The organism is Terrabacter sp. BE26 (assembly GCF_041941675.1).
Taxonomy (GTDB): Bacteria; Actinomycetota; Actinomycetes; order Actinomycetales; family Dermatophilaceae; genus Terrabacter.
Window position 1 is genome coordinate 1463246 of the sequence record NZ_CP090122.1, and the last position, 15827, is coordinate 1479072.

10 protein-coding genes and 1 pseudogene are annotated in these 15827 nt (G+C 72.6%); 6 read left to right on the plus strand and 5 right to left on the minus strand.

What is annotated here, in order from left to right:
• Positions 1-72 precede the first annotated feature (72 nt).
• Positions 73-1170 carry an MBL fold metallo-hydrolase gene (locus LQK93_RS06920; protein WP_374970809.1) on the plus strand — a complete coding sequence of 366 codons (1098 nt, stop codon included), beginning with the start codon at positions 73-75 and terminating at the stop codon, positions 1168-1170.
• An 18-nt stretch (positions 1171-1188) separates the two neighbouring features.
• On the opposite strand, the pseudogene LQK93_RS06925 reads toward LQK93_RS06920, so the two are convergent.
• From LQK93_RS06925 to LQK93_RS06940, 4 genes and pseudogenes are all read right to left on the minus strand, one after another.
• Positions 1189-1596: pseudogene (locus tag LQK93_RS06925) on the minus strand (GtrA family protein); the annotation flags it as partial.
• A gap of 5 nt (positions 1597-1601) precedes the next feature.
• Positions 1602-3596: an ArnT family glycosyltransferase gene (locus LQK93_RS06930; protein ID WP_374970810.1), complete on the minus strand. Its 1995-nt coding sequence runs from the start codon at positions 3594-3596 to the stop codon at positions 1602-1604.
• A gap of 328 nt (positions 3597-3924) precedes the next feature.
• Positions 3925-5649: an ATP-binding protein gene (locus LQK93_RS06935; protein ID WP_374970811.1), complete on the minus strand. Its 1725-nt coding sequence runs from the start codon at positions 5647-5649 to the stop codon at positions 3925-3927.
• On the minus strand, positions 5627-6364 hold the full coding sequence (locus LQK93_RS06940; RefSeq protein ID WP_343990730.1) for a response regulator transcription factor: 738 nt from the start codon (positions 6362-6364) through the stop codon (positions 5627-5629). Before LQK93_RS06940 ends, LQK93_RS06935 begins: the two co-directional genes overlap by 23 nt.
• 150 nt (positions 6365-6514) lie before the next feature.
• On the opposite strand from LQK93_RS06940, the gene LQK93_RS06945 reads away from it, so the two are divergent.
• Positions 6515-7201 carry a hypothetical protein gene (locus LQK93_RS06945; RefSeq protein WP_374970812.1) on the plus strand — a complete coding sequence of 229 codons (687 nt, stop codon included), beginning with the start codon at positions 6515-6517 and terminating at the stop codon, positions 7199-7201.
• 36 nt (positions 7202-7237) lie between these two features.
• Here LQK93_RS06945 and LQK93_RS06950 read toward each other — a convergent pair whose 3' ends face one another.
• A complete protein-coding gene (locus LQK93_RS06950) occupies positions 7238-10561 on the minus strand; it encodes a response regulator (RefSeq protein WP_374970813.1) in 3324 nt (1107 codons plus the stop codon).
• 171 nt (positions 10562-10732) lie between these two features.
• Between LQK93_RS06950 and LQK93_RS06955 the strand changes: the two genes are divergently transcribed.
• The 4 genes from LQK93_RS06955 to LQK93_RS06970 all read left to right on the plus strand — a co-directional run bounded on the left by LQK93_RS06955 (position 10733) and on the right by LQK93_RS06970 (position 15771).
• A complete protein-coding gene (locus LQK93_RS06955; protein ID WP_374970814.1) occupies positions 10733-11482 on the plus strand; it encodes a VIT family protein in 750 nt (249 codons plus the stop codon).
• Between the two features lie 340 nt (positions 11483-11822).
• Positions 11823-14033, plus strand: a complete 2211-nt coding sequence (locus LQK93_RS06960; protein ID WP_374970815.1) for a DEAD/DEAH box helicase — start codon at positions 11823-11825, stop codon at positions 14031-14033.
• 203 nt (positions 14034-14236) lie between these two features.
• Positions 14237-14704 carry an Hsp20/alpha crystallin family protein gene (locus LQK93_RS06965; RefSeq protein ID WP_374970816.1) on the plus strand — a complete coding sequence of 156 codons (468 nt, stop codon included), beginning with the start codon at positions 14237-14239 and terminating at the stop codon, positions 14702-14704.
• A 5-nt stretch (positions 14705-14709) separates the two neighbouring features.
• Positions 14710-15771, plus strand: coding sequence for a zinc-binding dehydrogenase (locus tag LQK93_RS06970; RefSeq protein WP_374970817.1), 1062 nt, complete (start codon positions 14710-14712; stop codon positions 15769-15771).
• The last annotated feature ends 56 nt before the right edge of the window (positions 15772-15827 follow it).

Sequence of the window (15827 nt, forward strand, 5' to 3'; positions counted from 1 at the left end):
CCCGAACGTCCCGACGCCCACAGACACCCGTTCGACACCCGCCCGACACCCAGCGACCTCCAGGAGAAGCCCGTGCAGCTCCCGATCCTGCGCCGGATGGGCGCCACTCCCTCGATGGTCCGCTCCCGCGTCACCACGTCGCCCAACTACCGGGACGGCGAGTTCCGCTCGCACGAGCCCACCCACGTCGTGGCGACGTCGGAGGCCGAGGGGCCGGGCAACATGGCGCTGACGGTGCTGCGCGAGTTCGGGCGCGGGCGTCCCCGCGGCGCCGTGCCGGTCGTGACGCCGCGGCACCCGCACGAGGCGGCCGACCTCGCCGTCACCTGGTACGGCCACGCCACGAGCGTGGTCGAGCTCGACGGGCGGCGGTTCCTGCTCGACCCCGTGTTCGGCAACCGTGCCTCGCCGTCCGCGATCGTCGGGCCCAAGCGCCTCCACCCCGTACCGGGGCGCATCGCCGAGATCCCTCGGCTCGACGCCGTCGTGATCAGCCACGACCACTACGACCACCTCGACGAGCCCTCGATCCGCCAGCTCGAGCGGACGCACCGCCCGCACTACGTCGTGCCGCTCGGTGTCGACGCGCACCTGCGCGCCTGGGGCGTGCCGGCCGGCCGCATCACCAGCCTCGACTGGCGCGAGGAGACGGAGATCGCCGGGATCAGGCTCACCTGCACCGAGGCCCGGCACTTCTCCGGGCGGGGCCTCGTGCGCAACCAGTCGCTCTGGGCCGCCTGGGCGTTCCACGGCCCGCGCCACTCGGTCTTCTTCGGCGGGGACTCCGGGCCGACCCATCGCTACACCGACATCGGCACCGACCTCGGCCCCTTCGACCTCACCCTCCTGCCCATCGGCGCCTACAGCGTGCACTGGCCCGACATCCACCTCAACCCGGAGCAGGCTGTCGACGCCCACCTCGAGGTGAACCGTGGCGGCACGGACTCAGTGCTGCTCCCGATCCACTGGGCGACGTTCAACCTCTCGACCCACTGGTGGAGCGAGCCGATCCGCTGGGCCCGCCGCGCTGCCGCCGCTCGGGGTGTCCGCCTGGTCGCGCCCAAGGTCGGTGCCCGGATCGAGCTGAGCGGCAACGACGTCGACGAGGTCGTCGCCGCCCACCAGGACCCCTGGTGGGAAGCCTGCGCCGCTCCTCTCGATCGCGACTGACGGTCCGAAGATCCAGCGTTGCATGGCCACGAACCGCACCGCCGTCGACAGCACGTTGGCGACGGCCACGACGAGGGTCTGCACGAGCGTTCCCGCTGCGGGAGCGAGCGCGCCGAGCACGGCGAGCGCGAGGGTCGTGGCGGCATACGTGATGGCGAAGATGACGAGGGCCTGCCCGTGCTGGGCCACGAGCTTGCGGCGCCCAGAGACGCCGAAGGTCCATGCCCGGTTGAGTGTCGTGTTGAAGACGGTCGCGACCACGAGAGCCACTCCGTTGGCCAGCTGCGAGGGGGCACCGCCCCGCACCAGGGCCGCGAAGAGGCCGAGGTGCAGGGCGGTGGACAGCACTCCCACGCCGGCGAACCGGATCACCTGTTGGGAGAGGACCTTTCGCGACGACCTGGGACGCGACGCGGTGGGCGGCATCGTCGTCACTGCAGCGGCTGGGTCAGGTCGTAGAACGTGGAACCGTCGATCGACACCGGGGTGAAGTTGGCCTCCACCCAGGAGCTGATCTCGGACGACGAGCTGCTGCCACCGTTCTGGTTGCCGAATCCCCTTCCGCCTGCGGCGAAGTAGTGGATCTGGCCGTTCGCGACGTACTGCTGGAACTGCGCCAGCGTGGGACTCGGGTCGGAGCCGTTGAACCCGCCGACGGCCATGACCGGCAGCTGCGTGCCGAGCTGCAGGCCCGCTGCGGTCTGCGACCCGACGGCCGCGGCGACCCACGTGTAGCGCTGCGCGTCGTCCGACAGGGCCGCGACCACAGCGGTGCTCGGCGTGGAGGCGTCGAGCAGGCCACCGCCACCGTGCCTGCCACCCTGGGGAGCCTGGCCACCGAAGGGCCCCGCCGCGCCGAAGCCGCCGCGCCCGCCCGGTCCCCTGCTGGAGCCGGCCGGACCGGCCGTGACGATGGACCCGCTGTGGCCCTGCGCGGTGGTCGACACGGCATACGCGGCCGGTCCGGCGAGGCCGGCGACGAGCGCGCCGGCGAGCACGAGCGGCACTGCTCTCACGTGGAGCCAGTGGACGGCGAGGATCAGCAGGGCTGCAGCCATGCCGACGGCGAGCACCGCGATGCGCAGCCAGTCGCCGTAGGCCGTCGTGCGCGAGAGCAGGAGGAAGCCCCACGTCGCGGCCGCCGCCGTGGCCGCCGCGAGCGCGATCGTCGCGACGGCGCTCGAGCGGCGCTGCCACGCCTCGACCGCGCCCATGCCGACGACCGCGCCGATCGCGGGGGCCAGGGCGACGGTGTAGTACTCGTGGAAGATGCCGGCCATGAAGGAGAAGACGACCATGGTCACGACGAGCCAGCCTCCCCAGACGAGGTAGGCCGCGCGGCGAAGGTCGGTGCGCGGGCGACGCCCACGCAGCCACAGCCCGGCCGCGAGCAGGATGAGGGCGCTCGGGATCAGCCAGGAGACCTGGTCCCCGACGCTGGACGAGAACATCCGGAACAGCCCGGTCGCGCCCCACTGGCCGCCGGCGCCACCCGGTCCCGCAGCACCACCGACGGACCCGGTCTCGTTCCCGCTGAGGCGGCCGAGCCCGTTGTAGCCGAAGGTGAGCTCGAGGAACGAGTTCGTCTGGCTTCCGCCGATGTAGGGGCGCGCCGACGCGGGGACGAGCTCGACGATCGCGACCCACCAGCCGACGGAGAGCACCATGGTGCCGACGGCCAGCAGCGAGTGGACGATCCGCTTGCGCAGGGTGGTCGGCGCCGCCACGAGGTAGGCGAGGCCGAAGAACGGGACGACGAGCAGCACCTGGAGCGTCTTGGTGAGGAACCCCAGGCCGATGAAGGCGCCGACGACCATCATCCACTTCGGCGAAGCCTGCTCGATGGCCCTCATCGTCGCCCAGGCGCCCAACGCCATGAGCAACGTCAGGAGCGCGTCCGGGTTGTTGAAGGTGAACATCAACGCCGCGACGGGGGTCAGCGCGACGACGGCGCCTGCGATGAGGCCGGCGGCCGGGCCGAAGTGACGCTTGACGGTGGTGTGGACGACGCCGACCGTCGCGGCCCCCATGAGGGCCTGCGGGAGGAGGATGGCGAAGGAGCTCAGCCCGAGCAGCCGCACCGACAGGGCCATGACCCACAGGGAGGCCGGCGGCTTGTCGACGGTGATCGAGCTCGCGGCGTCGGAACTGCCGAAGAAGAACGCCTTCCAGCTCTGGCTGCCCGCCTGCACGGCTGCCGAGTAGAAGGAGTTCGCGTAGCCGCTCGCCGTGAGGTTCCACGTGTAGAGCACGAGCGTCGCGAGGAGCAGGCCGAGCAGCGCCGGGCGCGCCCACGAGGGGTCTGCCTCGGCGCCGCACCACAGGCGCCTGCCGAGGTGCGGCCGACCCGTCCTGGTCGAGGGCGGCTGCGGGGTCGAGGGTCCGGGGGCCGCCGCCGAGCCCGCGGGAAGGGTCATCGTGTCCATGCCCCAACGGTCGAGCCCCGCACTGTGCCCTTCCTATGACATGACTTTGGTACGGGAATGAGTAGATCCCGACCCGCCACCCCCGCCTGCCCCGGCTGCACTGCGCCACGGCGCACTTCCGCTCGCGCACCAGCCCCGACAACCCCTGCAACTGCGCCACGGCGCACTTCCGGGCCACGCACCAGCCCCCGCAACCCGACAACTGCGCCCTGGCGCAGTTGTCGGGTGCGAACCATCCCCACCAACGCCTCAAACTGCGCCCTGGCGCAGTTTCGCTCGCGAACCAGCCCCGACAACCCCTGCAACTGCGCCCTGGCACAGTTGCGGGTCAGGAGGCGGCGGGCAGCAGCAGGGAGAAGGTGGTGTCGCCGGGACGGCTCTCCAGCTCGACGCGGCCGCCATGCGCCTTGCTCACCGCAGCCACGATCGACAGCCCGAGCCCGGTGCTGCCGTTCGCCCGGTTGCGTGCGTCGTCCCCCCGGGCGAACCGCTCGAAGACGTTGGGCTGCAACGACTCCGGCACACCGGGGCCGTCGTCGTGGACGGCCACGCGCACCCACTCGCCCTCGGGCCGCACCGAGGTGGTGACCCGGGTGCCGTCGGGGGTGTGTGTACGCGCGTTGGCCAGCAGGTTGGCCACCACCTGGTGCAGCCGCGCGCCGTCACCCGTCACCTCGACCGGCTCGGGGGGCAGGTCGAGGTCCCAGTGGTGACCCGGCGAGGCCGCGTGCGCGTCGCTCACGGCGTTGATCACGAGCATCGACACGTCGACCGGCTCCTCCTCGAGCGGCCGGCCCGCGTCGAGGCGGGCGAGCAGGAGCAGGTCCTCCACGAGCGAGCCCATCCGGTCGGCCTCCGACTCGATGCGCCCCATCGCGTGGCTCACCGTCGGCGGCACGACGTTGGCCTCGCGCTGGGACAGCTCGGCATACCCGCGGATGGAGGCGAGGGGCGTGCGCAGCTCGTGGGAGGCGTCGGCGACGAACTGGCGCACCCGCTGCTCGCTCTGGTGCCGGGCCCTGAGGGCCTCGTCGACGTGGTCGAGCATCTCGTTGAAAGCGGCGCCGACCTGGCCCACCTCCGTACGCGTGTCGGTGTCGACGGGGTCGACCCGCTCGGCGATGGCGACCGACCCGGAGGCCAGCGGCGTCTGCGAGACGCGGGTCGCCGTGGCCGCCACCCGCCGAAGCGGCTCGAGGTTGCGGCGCACGAGCCAGGTGCCCAGCAGGCCCACGAGGATGATGCCTGCCACGACCGCGGCTATGGCCACGAGCACCATCCGCTTGATCGTGTGGTTGAGGGGGCCGGTGGGCAGCCCGACCACGACCGTGCCGATCGTGGGGACACCGTTGATCTGCACCGGGGCCCGACCGGACATCACGCGGTACTCGCCGATGGTGCCCCCGAGGTCGATCGTCTTCGGCTCGGAGCCGATGCCGGCGCTCTGCAGGTCGGCGAGCTGCGGCGCCGTCAGGGTGGTCGTCTGGTTGGTCGTCGACGTCGCCTCGCCCTGCACGACGGGGTCGATGATCGCGATCAGGCCCTCGTTGCCGGGCCCGCGCCCACGGCCCTCCGGGCTGGGCGGGCGGAACCGGCCGTCACCCTCGGGACGCGGCGGTGAGAGCGTCTGCCGCAGCTGGTCGTCGACCTGACCCACGAGGTAGCGGTCGAGGGCCACGATGGTGGAGACGCCGGTGGCGAGGCTCAGCACCGTGAAGAGGGCGAGCATCGAGGCGACGAGCTTGGCCCGCAGCGTCCACGCCGGCCACGGCCTCACGCGCTCGCGCAGGCGGGCCAGGTGCTGCTGGAGGGTCAGGCCCTCGCCGGGCCCCGTCGAGTCGCCGGCGGAGTCGCCGGCGGGGCGACCGGCAGCCTCACCTGCGGCACCGGCGGCACCGTCGGAGTCCCCTGCATCGGAGAAGCCGACGCCGCGCGCGAAGACGTCGGGCTCGGCTGCCTCGTCGGCGTCCGGGAGGTCGGCCGGGAGCGGCCGTTCGGCTGCGGTGCGGGGATCGGACAGCTCGGCGTTCTCAGACGGCCGGCTTGAGGACATACCCCGCCCCTCGCATGGTGTGGATCATCGGCTCGCGGCCGGCGTCGATCTTCTTGCGCAGGTAGGAGATGTAGAGCTCGACGACGTTGGCCTGGCCGCCGAAGTCGTAGTTCCACACCCGGTCGAGGATCTGGGCCTTGGAGAGCACGCGCTTCGGGTTGCGCATGAGGTAGCGCAGGAGCTCGAACTCCGTTGCGGTCAGGCGGATCTCCTCGCCCCCGCGCATGACCTCGTGGCTGTCCTCGTCGAGGGTGAGGTCGCCGACGACGAGCATCGAGTCGGAGGACGAGACGGCCACCGTGGTGCGGCGCATGAGGGCGCGCACCCGGGCGACGACCTCCTCGAGCGAGAACGGCTTGGTCACGTAGTCGTCGCCGCCGGCGGTGAGCCCCGAGACGCGGTCCTCGACCGCGTCCTTGGCGGTCAGGAAGAGCACCGGCACGTTGCTGTTGTCGGCGCGCATCCGTCGCAGCACCTCCAGCCCGTCGAAATCCGGCAGCATCATGTCGAGCACGACCGCGTCGGGGTCGAACTCGCGGGCGGCGCGGACCGCCTCCATCCCGGTGCCGGCCGCGCGCACCTCCCAGCCCTCGTAGCGCAGGGCCATCCCGAGCAGCTCGGTGAGGTTGGCCTCGTCGTCGACGACGAGCACCCGCACCGGGGAGCCGTCGAGCCGCTGGAGACGCGCTGTTGCCGGCTTGGTCTTCTCGCTCATGGTCCCCAGTCAAACCCCGGGCCCTGTGCCGTGACCAGTACCTCTCTGTGTGATTTCTGTGGGGTGCCGTGTTGGGGTCCGACCACAGTCCCAGCACGTCGACGGCTGCGCCACAGCCCCCGCACAGGCACCGGTTCGACCGTTGCCGCCATGAGCGACGAGTCCCTGCCCGAGGGCCCGACCGAGCGGCCGAGGCCCGGGCTTCCGCAGTTCGACCCCGACGCCCCCGGCGGCGTGCGCACCGGCGACACGCAGCTGCTGCCGTCCGCCTGGGCCTCGCAGCCGCAGGACCACCCGGTGCCGCCGCCCGCGTCCCCGTACGCGTATGCCGCCTCGCCAGCTTCCCCGCCCACGCCTCCGCCGGGCGTGCCCACCTCTGCGCCCACCTCCGTGCCCACCTCCCAGGGCCGACGCTGGAGCGGCAGGAAGACCGCCGTCACCGCGGGTCTGGCCATCGCGCTCGCCGCCGCCGGCGCGATCGGTGCGGCAGCCGCACTGCCATCGGGCTCCACCGGCGGCGACGGTGGTCTCCGCGGACCCGGTGGATTCGGTGGGGTAGGTGGCCGGCACGGCTTCCAGCACCCCGGCGGCCAGCAGGGCCAGCTCCCGCAGCAGCTGCCGAACCTGCAGAACGGTGGTTCGCCAGGCGGCCTCAACGGCGTCGACCCGAACCAGCTCACTCCCCAGGACCTGCTCCAGCAGCTGCATCAGCTGCAGCAGCTGGGTCAGGAAGACCAGGGCGCGGACCCGTTCGGCGGCCCCGGCGTCGACCACGACTCCGGGCCCGGCTCGAGCCAGGACGGGACCGGCGCCTCGGCCGGAACCAGGACCACCTGAGGCGTCTCCGCGCTCGGGCCCGGCTCGAGGGCTGGGTCAGCCCGACGAACGCAGCGCGGCGGCATACGCCTCGAGGGCACTCGTGGCCCTGTCGACCTCGTCGGCGATCCGGTCGAGCAGGGCCGCGTCGGCGAGGCGACCCGCGCTGCCGAGGTCCTCGACCTGCTTGCTCACCGCAGCCAGCGCCGCGGCCCCGAGGTTGGCGGCCGAGCCCTTGAGCCCGTGGGCCACGCGACCCTGGGCCTCGGCGTCGTCGCCGCGGTGCGCGGCCCGCAGCTCCTCGAGCCGCTGGCGCGCGCCGGTGCCGAAGCGGTCGATGAACCGCAGCAGCAGGGACGGGTCTCCCGGCTCGAGGTCGCGCAGCTCCTCGAGGCGGTGCAGGTCGAGCACGCCCTGACCCACCTCGACTACCGGCGAGTCGAGGCCTCCGTCGACCTCGAGTGCGCCCTCCGGCGCCTCCGCTGACGGTCCTGCGCCGTCCCGCACGAGCGCGTGGTCCGCGGCGGCCGGGGGCCCGACCCAGCGTTGCAGCGTGGACGCGAGCAGCGCGACGTCGATGGGCTTGGTCAGGAAGTCGTCCATGCCGGCCCGCAGGCAGCGCTCCCGCTCGCCGGCGATCGCGGAGGCCGTCATCGCGATGACGGGCACCCGCTGCCCCGGCTCCTCCTGGGCCCGGATGACCCGGGTCGCCTCGTAGCCGTCCATGCGCGGCATCTGGCAGTCCATCAGCACCGCCACGATCTCGTCGCAGTGCTCGCGGTGGGCAGCGACTCCCTCGACACCATTGGCGGCCAGGCGCACCGCGTAGCCGAGGCTCTCGAGGACGCCCTGTGCGACGAGCTGGTTGACCTCGTTGTCCTCGACGACCAGCAACGTGCCGAGGGGCACGTCCGCGACCGGGCGGACCGGCGCCGGTGCGCTGCCGCCCCGCCCCCCGCCCCCGGACCGGCTTGCGCCCGACGCGCCGCCCGGACCGCCGGGGTCGGTCAGGGCGGCCGCGAGGTGGCGGCCGGCGGCGTCGGCCATCGCGTCGAAGAGGGTCGAGGGCATGACGGGCGACGTCAGCACGGCATCGACCCCGGCGTCGGTGGTGGCGGCCACGTCGGGAGGTGGCAGCTGCGCGCAGACGAGCACGACGCGTACGCCCTCGAAGCGCCCGTCGGAGCGGATCCGCCGGGAGACCTGCAGCCCGGACTCACCGACGGCGGGGTCGTCGAGCACGACGACGTCGAGCGGCCGGCCCGCACCGTGGGCGCGGTCGAGCTGGACGAGCCCGTCCACCCCGGTCGAGGCGGACGTGACCGCGACGGACCAGGCGCGCAGCTGCTCCTCGATGCGCTGCCGGCGGGTGGCGTCGGCTCCCACGACGAGGGCTCGCAGGCCCGAGACCGAGGCGGCGTAGGTCGCCCCGCGGCCCGGAGCCTGGTCCGAGGCCGGCTCGAAGGCGGCGGTGAACCAGAAGGTGGCGCCGACCCCCGGCTCGCTCTCCACGCCGATCTGGCCGCCGAGGGCCGTCACGATCTGCCGGCTGATCGCCAGGCCCAGCCCGGTGCCGCCGTACTGCCGCGTCGTCGAGGAGTCGCCCTGCGAGAAGGACTGGAAGAGCCGCGAGCGCACCCCCGCGGTGATCCCGCTGCCGGTGTCGCGCACCTCGACGCGCAGCTCGGGCCCGTGGTCCCCGGTGCGCAGCACCTCGAGGTGCACCGCGACGCTGCCGGAGTCGGTGAACTTCACCGCGTTGGTGGTGAGGTTGGCGACCACCTGGCCGAAGCGCACCGGGTCGCCGGAGACCAGGGCGGGCACGTCGGGCCCGTGGGTCACCGACAGCTCGAGCGACTTGGCCCGGGCGCGCTCGGCCAGCAGGGCCACGCTGCCCTCGAGCACCGCCGTCGGGTCGAAGTCGACCGACTCGAGCTCGAGCCGTCCGGCCTCGATCTTGGACAGGTCGAGGATGTCGTTGACGAGGGCGAGGAGCACGTGCCCGGCCTGCTCGATGCCGTCGGAGAGGCGGCGCTGGTGCGCCGTCAGCTCCGTGCGCCCGAGCAGCTCGGCCAGGCCGATGACCCCGTTGAGCGGGGTGCGGATCTCGTGGCTCATCGTGGCGAGGAACTGCGACTTCGCCCGGGAGGCCTCCATCGCCGCGTCGCGGGCCTGCGCGAGGTGATCGGCGGTGCGCTCGCGGTCTGCCACGCGGGCGAAGATGGCGGTGATCTGCTCGATGGCGGCCACGTCCGACTCGGCCGGTGGCGCCGTGGTCCGCAGGTCGAGCACGACGACGCACGCGACGACGTCGTGGTCGACCACGGGCACCGCCAGGATCGTCGACCCCTCCGCCGATTGGTCGAGCACGACCGACCGGCAGGCGGCGGCCCGGGTCGCGACGTCCATGCCGGCCTCGACCGGGAGAGGGCTGGCCTCGACCGCGGCCGGAGGGAGCATCGGCTCCTGCAGGCGGCCGTCCTCGTCCGCCTGGCAGGCCAGCACCGGGCGCCAGGTGGTGTGCCGGGCGATCTCCTCGAGGACCGCGGGCAGGGCCTCGGCGAGCGTCGCCGACTCGTTGGCGGCGGTTGCCATCGCGGTCACCATCGCCAACGCGACCTCGACGACCTTGCGCTCGGTGATGTCCTGCGTCGTGCCACCCATCCGCACCGGGCGCCCCTCCGCGTCGCGCGTGACGCGTCCGCGGCCGCGGATCCACCTGGTCTCGCCGTCCGCGCGCACGAGCCGCGCCTCGAACTCGGAGGAGTCCTCCGACTCGAGCGCCGCGCGGATGACCTCCCTCACCTGTCCCCGGTCGTCCCGGTGGATGCGGCCGATGAACGTCTCGACCGACGGCACCGCCTCATCCGGGGCCAGGCCGTAGATCCGGGAGAGCTCCTCCGACCAGGACAATCGGTCCTCGACGACGTTCCACTCCCAGCTGCCGATCCGGGCGATCGCCTGCGCCTCGGCGAGCTGGTCGAGCAGCCTGCGCTGGGCGCTGTGCTCGCTGACGCGGTGCATCCACCCGCGGCGCACCCCTGTCTCGTCGACGAGTGGCGTGTGCGAGACGAGTGCCCAGAACCGATTGCCCTTCGCGTCGAGGAGGCTGCACTCGAGATTGTCGCCCGGCTCGCCGTGCGTCGCGAGCTGGCGCAGGTGCTCGCGGAACTGCACCTTGCCGACGTCGTCGACCGCCTCGAACACCGAGAAGCCCACCATGTCGTCGGGGTCGCGCCCGAGCAGCTGCGCCATGCGCTCGTTGGCGAAGAGCGTGCGGCCCTCCTCGTCGAAGACCCAGAGGCCGTCGGGCGAGGCCGCGACCATCCACCGGAAGAGGTCGTCCCCCTCCGCCCCGCCTACGCCCTGAACGTCCGACATGTGTAGATCCTCGCGTATGCCGGCCGCTTCGGACAGTTGGTCACCGCGGTTTCCCCGCGCGGCCGTGCGGGCGTCGCCGCCCGGAGCGAGGTGAGGCTCACCTGCCGTGACACCCCCACCGCCCGGGTGCCACCATCAAGGCATCCCCACACCGTCGATCGGAGCACCGCCATGTCCGAGGTCCGCGCGTCCGGCGACCCCATGCCGCAGGACACGTCCCACGACCGCCACGAACCGCACGGCGCGGGCGTCGGCAGCCGCCTCAACTGGCTGCGGGCCGGCGTGCTGGGCGCCAACGACGGCATCGTGTCGACGGCGGGCGTCGTGGTGGGCTTCGCGAGCGCGACGACCGACAAGGGCGCCATCGTGCTGGCCGGCATCGCCGCGCTGTCCGCCGGCGCGATGTCGATGGCGACCGGCGAGTACGTCTCCGTGAGCACCCAGCGCGACTCCGAGCGCGCCCTGATCATGCTGGAGCGGCAGGAGCTGCACCAGGACCCCGAGGGCGAGCTCGAGGAGCTGACCCAGCTCTACGAGGCCAAGGGGATGCGGCGTGAGCTGGCCGCCGAGGTGGCTCGTGAGCTCACCGCGCACGACGCCCTGGCCGCGCACGCCGACGCCGAGCTCGGCATCGACCCCGACGACCTGACCAACCCCTGGCACGCCGCCGGCGCCTCCATGGTCGCCTTCGTCGTCGGCGCCATCCTGCCGCTGCTGACGATCACCTTCAGCCCCGCCTCGATCCGCATCCACGTCACCGTCGTCAGCGTCGCCGCGGCGCTCGCGCTGACCGGCTGGATCAGCGCCCGCCTCGGGCGCAGCCCCGCGCAGCGGGCGATCCTGCGCAACGTCGCAGGTGGCCTGCTCGCGATGGGCGTCACGTATGCCATCGGCGCGCTCGTCGGGGTCAACCTCGGCTGAGCCCCTCCACGTCGGTCGTGACAGCGGTCGTGACAGCGGTCGTGACAGCGGTCGCGACGCACGGGCGACGCGCGCGCCACGAGCGAGCGAGACGGCATACGGCCCGATCTGCCGTGAACGGGCTGTAGAGTCGTGGTGTCCCACCGCCCTTCCGAGGCGCTCCCGCCGGTCCGGCGATCGGGACACGGGGCGCGCGATGGTGCGTCCACCGGGACTCGAGCCGAGCCCGCCGTCGACACCGCGACATCCGGGACACCGGGCCATCCGGCCCGCTGGACCCCGGCATCACAGGGTCGTCCGGGGGCTCGCGGCTCGCGTCCGCCGCGTCATCAGGAGGAACATGGCAACGCGCGTCCGCCGCCGTCCCAGCGACGGCCTGGACCAGAGGCACGACCCGAAGCAGGACCAGAAGCAGGGCAAGGGCTCCCGCCAGCGCCAAGCGAGCCCGCGCAAGGACGACACCGCACCGCTCATCCCGGTGCTCGCGCGCCGGGTCCGCGAGGTGGAGGCCCGCGTCTCGAGCAAGGGCAAGGCCAGCCCGACGAACCGCACCAAGTTCCTCGTCGTCGCCCTGCTCATGCGGTCCGAGCGCGCCCGGGTGCGCGCGGACGCCTCGCTGCCCTCGGCCATGCGCGCCGACCTGCTCAAGCGCCTCGACGGCATCGCCACGATCCTCGCCCAGATCGCGGCGCGCGACACGAGCCTGCTGACCCTCCTGGACGCGAACGCCACGCCCGGTCCCGCTGCGCAGCAGATGCGCCGGGACTGGCTCCTCGAGTCCGGCGCCGAGCTCGCCGAGGAGGACCTCGTCATCTCGGCCCCGGAGCCGCCGCGTCCCGTGGTGCCCCCGCAGATCGCGGCCCGACAGGTCACGCCCCAGTCGGTCCCGTCACGGGCACTGGCCAACCCGTTCCTCACCCCCGACCTCACGCGCGTCCACGAGGACTACCTCCCGAGCCGCCTCGCCGGCTGGGACCTGCTGAGCCCCCTCTACCGCGCCTTCGAGCTGGGTGCCGGTGGCGAGTCGGCCTCGATGGAGCTGCCGCCGCGGTCTGAGATCGACCGGTTCTCCCCGCCTGGTTCGCAGCTGATGGTCCACCAGTCCCGGTTCCTGCAGAGCGTGCAGGAGGGCCACCGCAGCTTCCTGCTCGCCGACGAGCCGGGCCTCGGCAAGACGGCGCAGTCCGTGATGGCCGCCTCCATCGCGGGCGCCTACCCGATGCTGGCCGTCGTGCCCAACGTCGTAAAGATCAACTGGGCCCGCGAGGTCGAGCGCTGGACCCCGCAGCGCCGCGTCACGGTCATCCACGGCGACGGCAACGACGTCGACGCCTTCGCCGACGTCTTCGTCGTCAACTACGAGATCCTCGACCGGCACTTCGGCTGGCTTTCGAGCTTCGGCTTCCGCTCGATGGTGGTCGACGAGGCGCACTTCATCAAGAACCTCACCTCGCAGCGCTCCCAGCAGGTGCTGGCCCTGGCCGACCGCCTGCGCGAGACCACGCCGGGCGGCAGCCCGCTGCTCATGGCCCTGACCGGCACGCCGCTGATCAACGACGTCAAGGACTTCGACGCGATCTGGCGCTTCCTCGGCTGGATCAAGAACGGCAAGCCGACCGCCGAGATCGTGCGCCGCCTCGACGAGACGGGCTACACCCCGGCCGACCGCGCCTTCTACCCCGAGGCCCGGCGCGCCGTCATCGACATGGGCATGGTGCGCCGCCGCAAGGTCGACGTCGCCAAGGACCTGCCGGACAAACGGATCGCCGACATCACCGTCGAGCTCGACGACGACCTGGGCCGCTCGATCCGCGAGGCGGAGCGGGCGCTCGGACGCCGCCTGGCGGAGCGCTACCGGGCCCTGCTCGGCCAGGGAGAGGGCTACGAGGATGACGGCGAGCCCGACTCCGGGCTCATGCGCCGGGTCGCCGCAGCCGAGCTGCGGTCGGCCTCGCCCGACAAGGGAGGCGACAACGTCTTCTCGCTCGTGCGCCGCATCGGCCAGGCCAAGGCGACCCTTGCTGCCGACTACGCCGCCCAGCTGTCGCACTCGGTCGGCAAGGTGGTCTTCTTCGCCAAGCACATCGACGTCATGGACGCGGCCGAGAGCGTGCTCGCCTCCGCCGGCCTGCGGACCGTCTCGGTGCGCGGTGAGCAGACCTCGAAGCAGCGCCAGGAGGCCATCGACGCGTTCCAGAAGGACCCCGAGGTCGCCGTCGCGGTCTGCTCCCTGACGGCTGCCGGCGTCGGCCTCAACCTGCACGCGGCGTCCAACGTCGTGCTCGCCGAGCTGTCGTGGACGGCCGCCGAGCAGCAGCAGGCCATCGACCGCGTGCACCGCATCGGCCAGGACGAGCCGGTCACGGCCTGGCGCATCCTCGCGTCGGGCACGATCGACTCGAAGATCGCCGAGCTCATCGACGCCAAGCAGGGGCTCGCCGCACGTGCCCTCGACGGCAGCGACGAGGACATCACGTCCGGCGACACGCTGCAGATCGACGCCCTCGTCGAGCTCCTGCGCTCGGCCCTGACGGAGGTCGGCGCCGGCTGAGCCGTCGGGCCGCCGTTGCGCTGCACCGCCGACTCGGCCGCGGCACAACGGTCCTGCCAGTGGTCCTGCCAGTGGTCCTGCCAGTGGTCCTGCCAGTGGTCCCGGGGAGGTTGGGACCATCGGCCCTGTGCGCCGCAGGGCCCTCGGCGTGCACTGGAGGTGGTGCCGCAGAGGCGGTGCGGCTGTCTTCAGGAGGAGGACGTATGACCACGAACTCTGGCGCGCCGGCCCCCGAGCGTCGTTCCGTGCAGCGGCGGGAGGAGCTGCCCCCGTGGAGCGAGCTCGCACCGTGGGCAGGGCGGATGCAGGACTTCTTCGAGCAGCTGTGGGCGCCGGTGATGGACGACAGCGACTTCGCACCCGGTGGCGAGCTGCGTGAGACGGACGACGCGTTCACCCTCGAGCTCGACGTGCCCGGCGTCGAGAAGAAGGACATCACGATCGAGCTCTCCGGCCGGCGCCTCAGCGTGCGAGGCACGAAGACCACTGAGAAGGAGGATCGGGGGACCCTTCACCACACGACGCGTACGTCGGGCTCGTTCGCTTACGAGGCGATCCTGCCCGTTGCCGTCGACGACAAGGCCGTGACCGCCTCGCTCTCCGACGGCGTGCTCCTCGTGACGATGCCCAAGGCAGGCAGGGCCAAGACCACGCACATCGAGATCAGCTGATCACCATGACCACCAACGGTTCCACCATGCAGGCGATCGTCTACCACGGCCCCGGCCGGAAGGCCTGGGAGGAGGTGCCGAAGCCGACCGTCCGCGACGACACCGACGCCGTCGTGAAGGTCGACACCGTCACCATCTGCGGCACGGACCTGCACATCCTCAAGGGCGACGTCGCCGCCGTGACCGACGGTCGCATCCTCGGCCACGAGGCGGTCGGCACCGTCGAGTCGGTCGGACCGGGCGTCAAGAACGTCCGGCCCGGCGACCGCGTGCTCATCTCGTGCATCACCGCCTGTGGCGCCTGCCGCTTCTGCCGGGAGGGCAGCTACGGCCAGTGCATCGGCGGCGGCGGCTGGATCCTGGGCCACAAGATCGACGGCACCCAGGCGGAGTACGTCCGCGTCCCGTTCGCGGACACCTCGACGTATGCCGTCCCCGAAGGTGTGACTGACGAGGAAGTACTCATGCTCGCCGACATCGGGCCCACGGGCTACGAGGTCGGTGTGCTGAACGGCCGGGTCTCCCCCGGTGACGTCGTAGCGGTGGTGGGCGCCGGCCCGGTCGGGCTCTCCGCCATCATGGGTGCCAAGCTCTTCAGTCCCTCGCACGTCGTGGCCATCGACCTGGCCGATGCCCGACTCGACGCGGCCAAGCAGTTCGGGGCCGACATCACGGTGCACCCCGCCCGCGAGGACGCCCTCGAAGTGGTCCGCGGCCTGACGCAGGGCCTCGGCGCGGACGTCGCGATCGAGGCCGTCGGGGTCGCGGCGACCTTCGAGCAGTGCGCTGCCCTGGTCCGCCCCGGCGGCCGGGTCGCCAATGTCGGCGTCCACGGCGGCCCCGCCTCGCTGCACCTGGAGGACCTCTGGATCCGGAACGTCACGATCACGACGGGCTTGGTCGACACCTACTCCACGCCGACGCTGCTCAAGCTGCTGTCCACCCACCAGGTGGACCTCGCGCGGTTCGTGACGCACCGTTTCCGGATGGGCGACTTCATGCACGCGTACGACACGTTCGCACGGCCCGCGGACACCGGCGCCCTCAAGGTCGTCGTGTCCGGCTGAGCGCCTGACACCCACGGGTGGGCCGGTTGCCGGCCCGCCCGTGGGTCGTGCCGGGC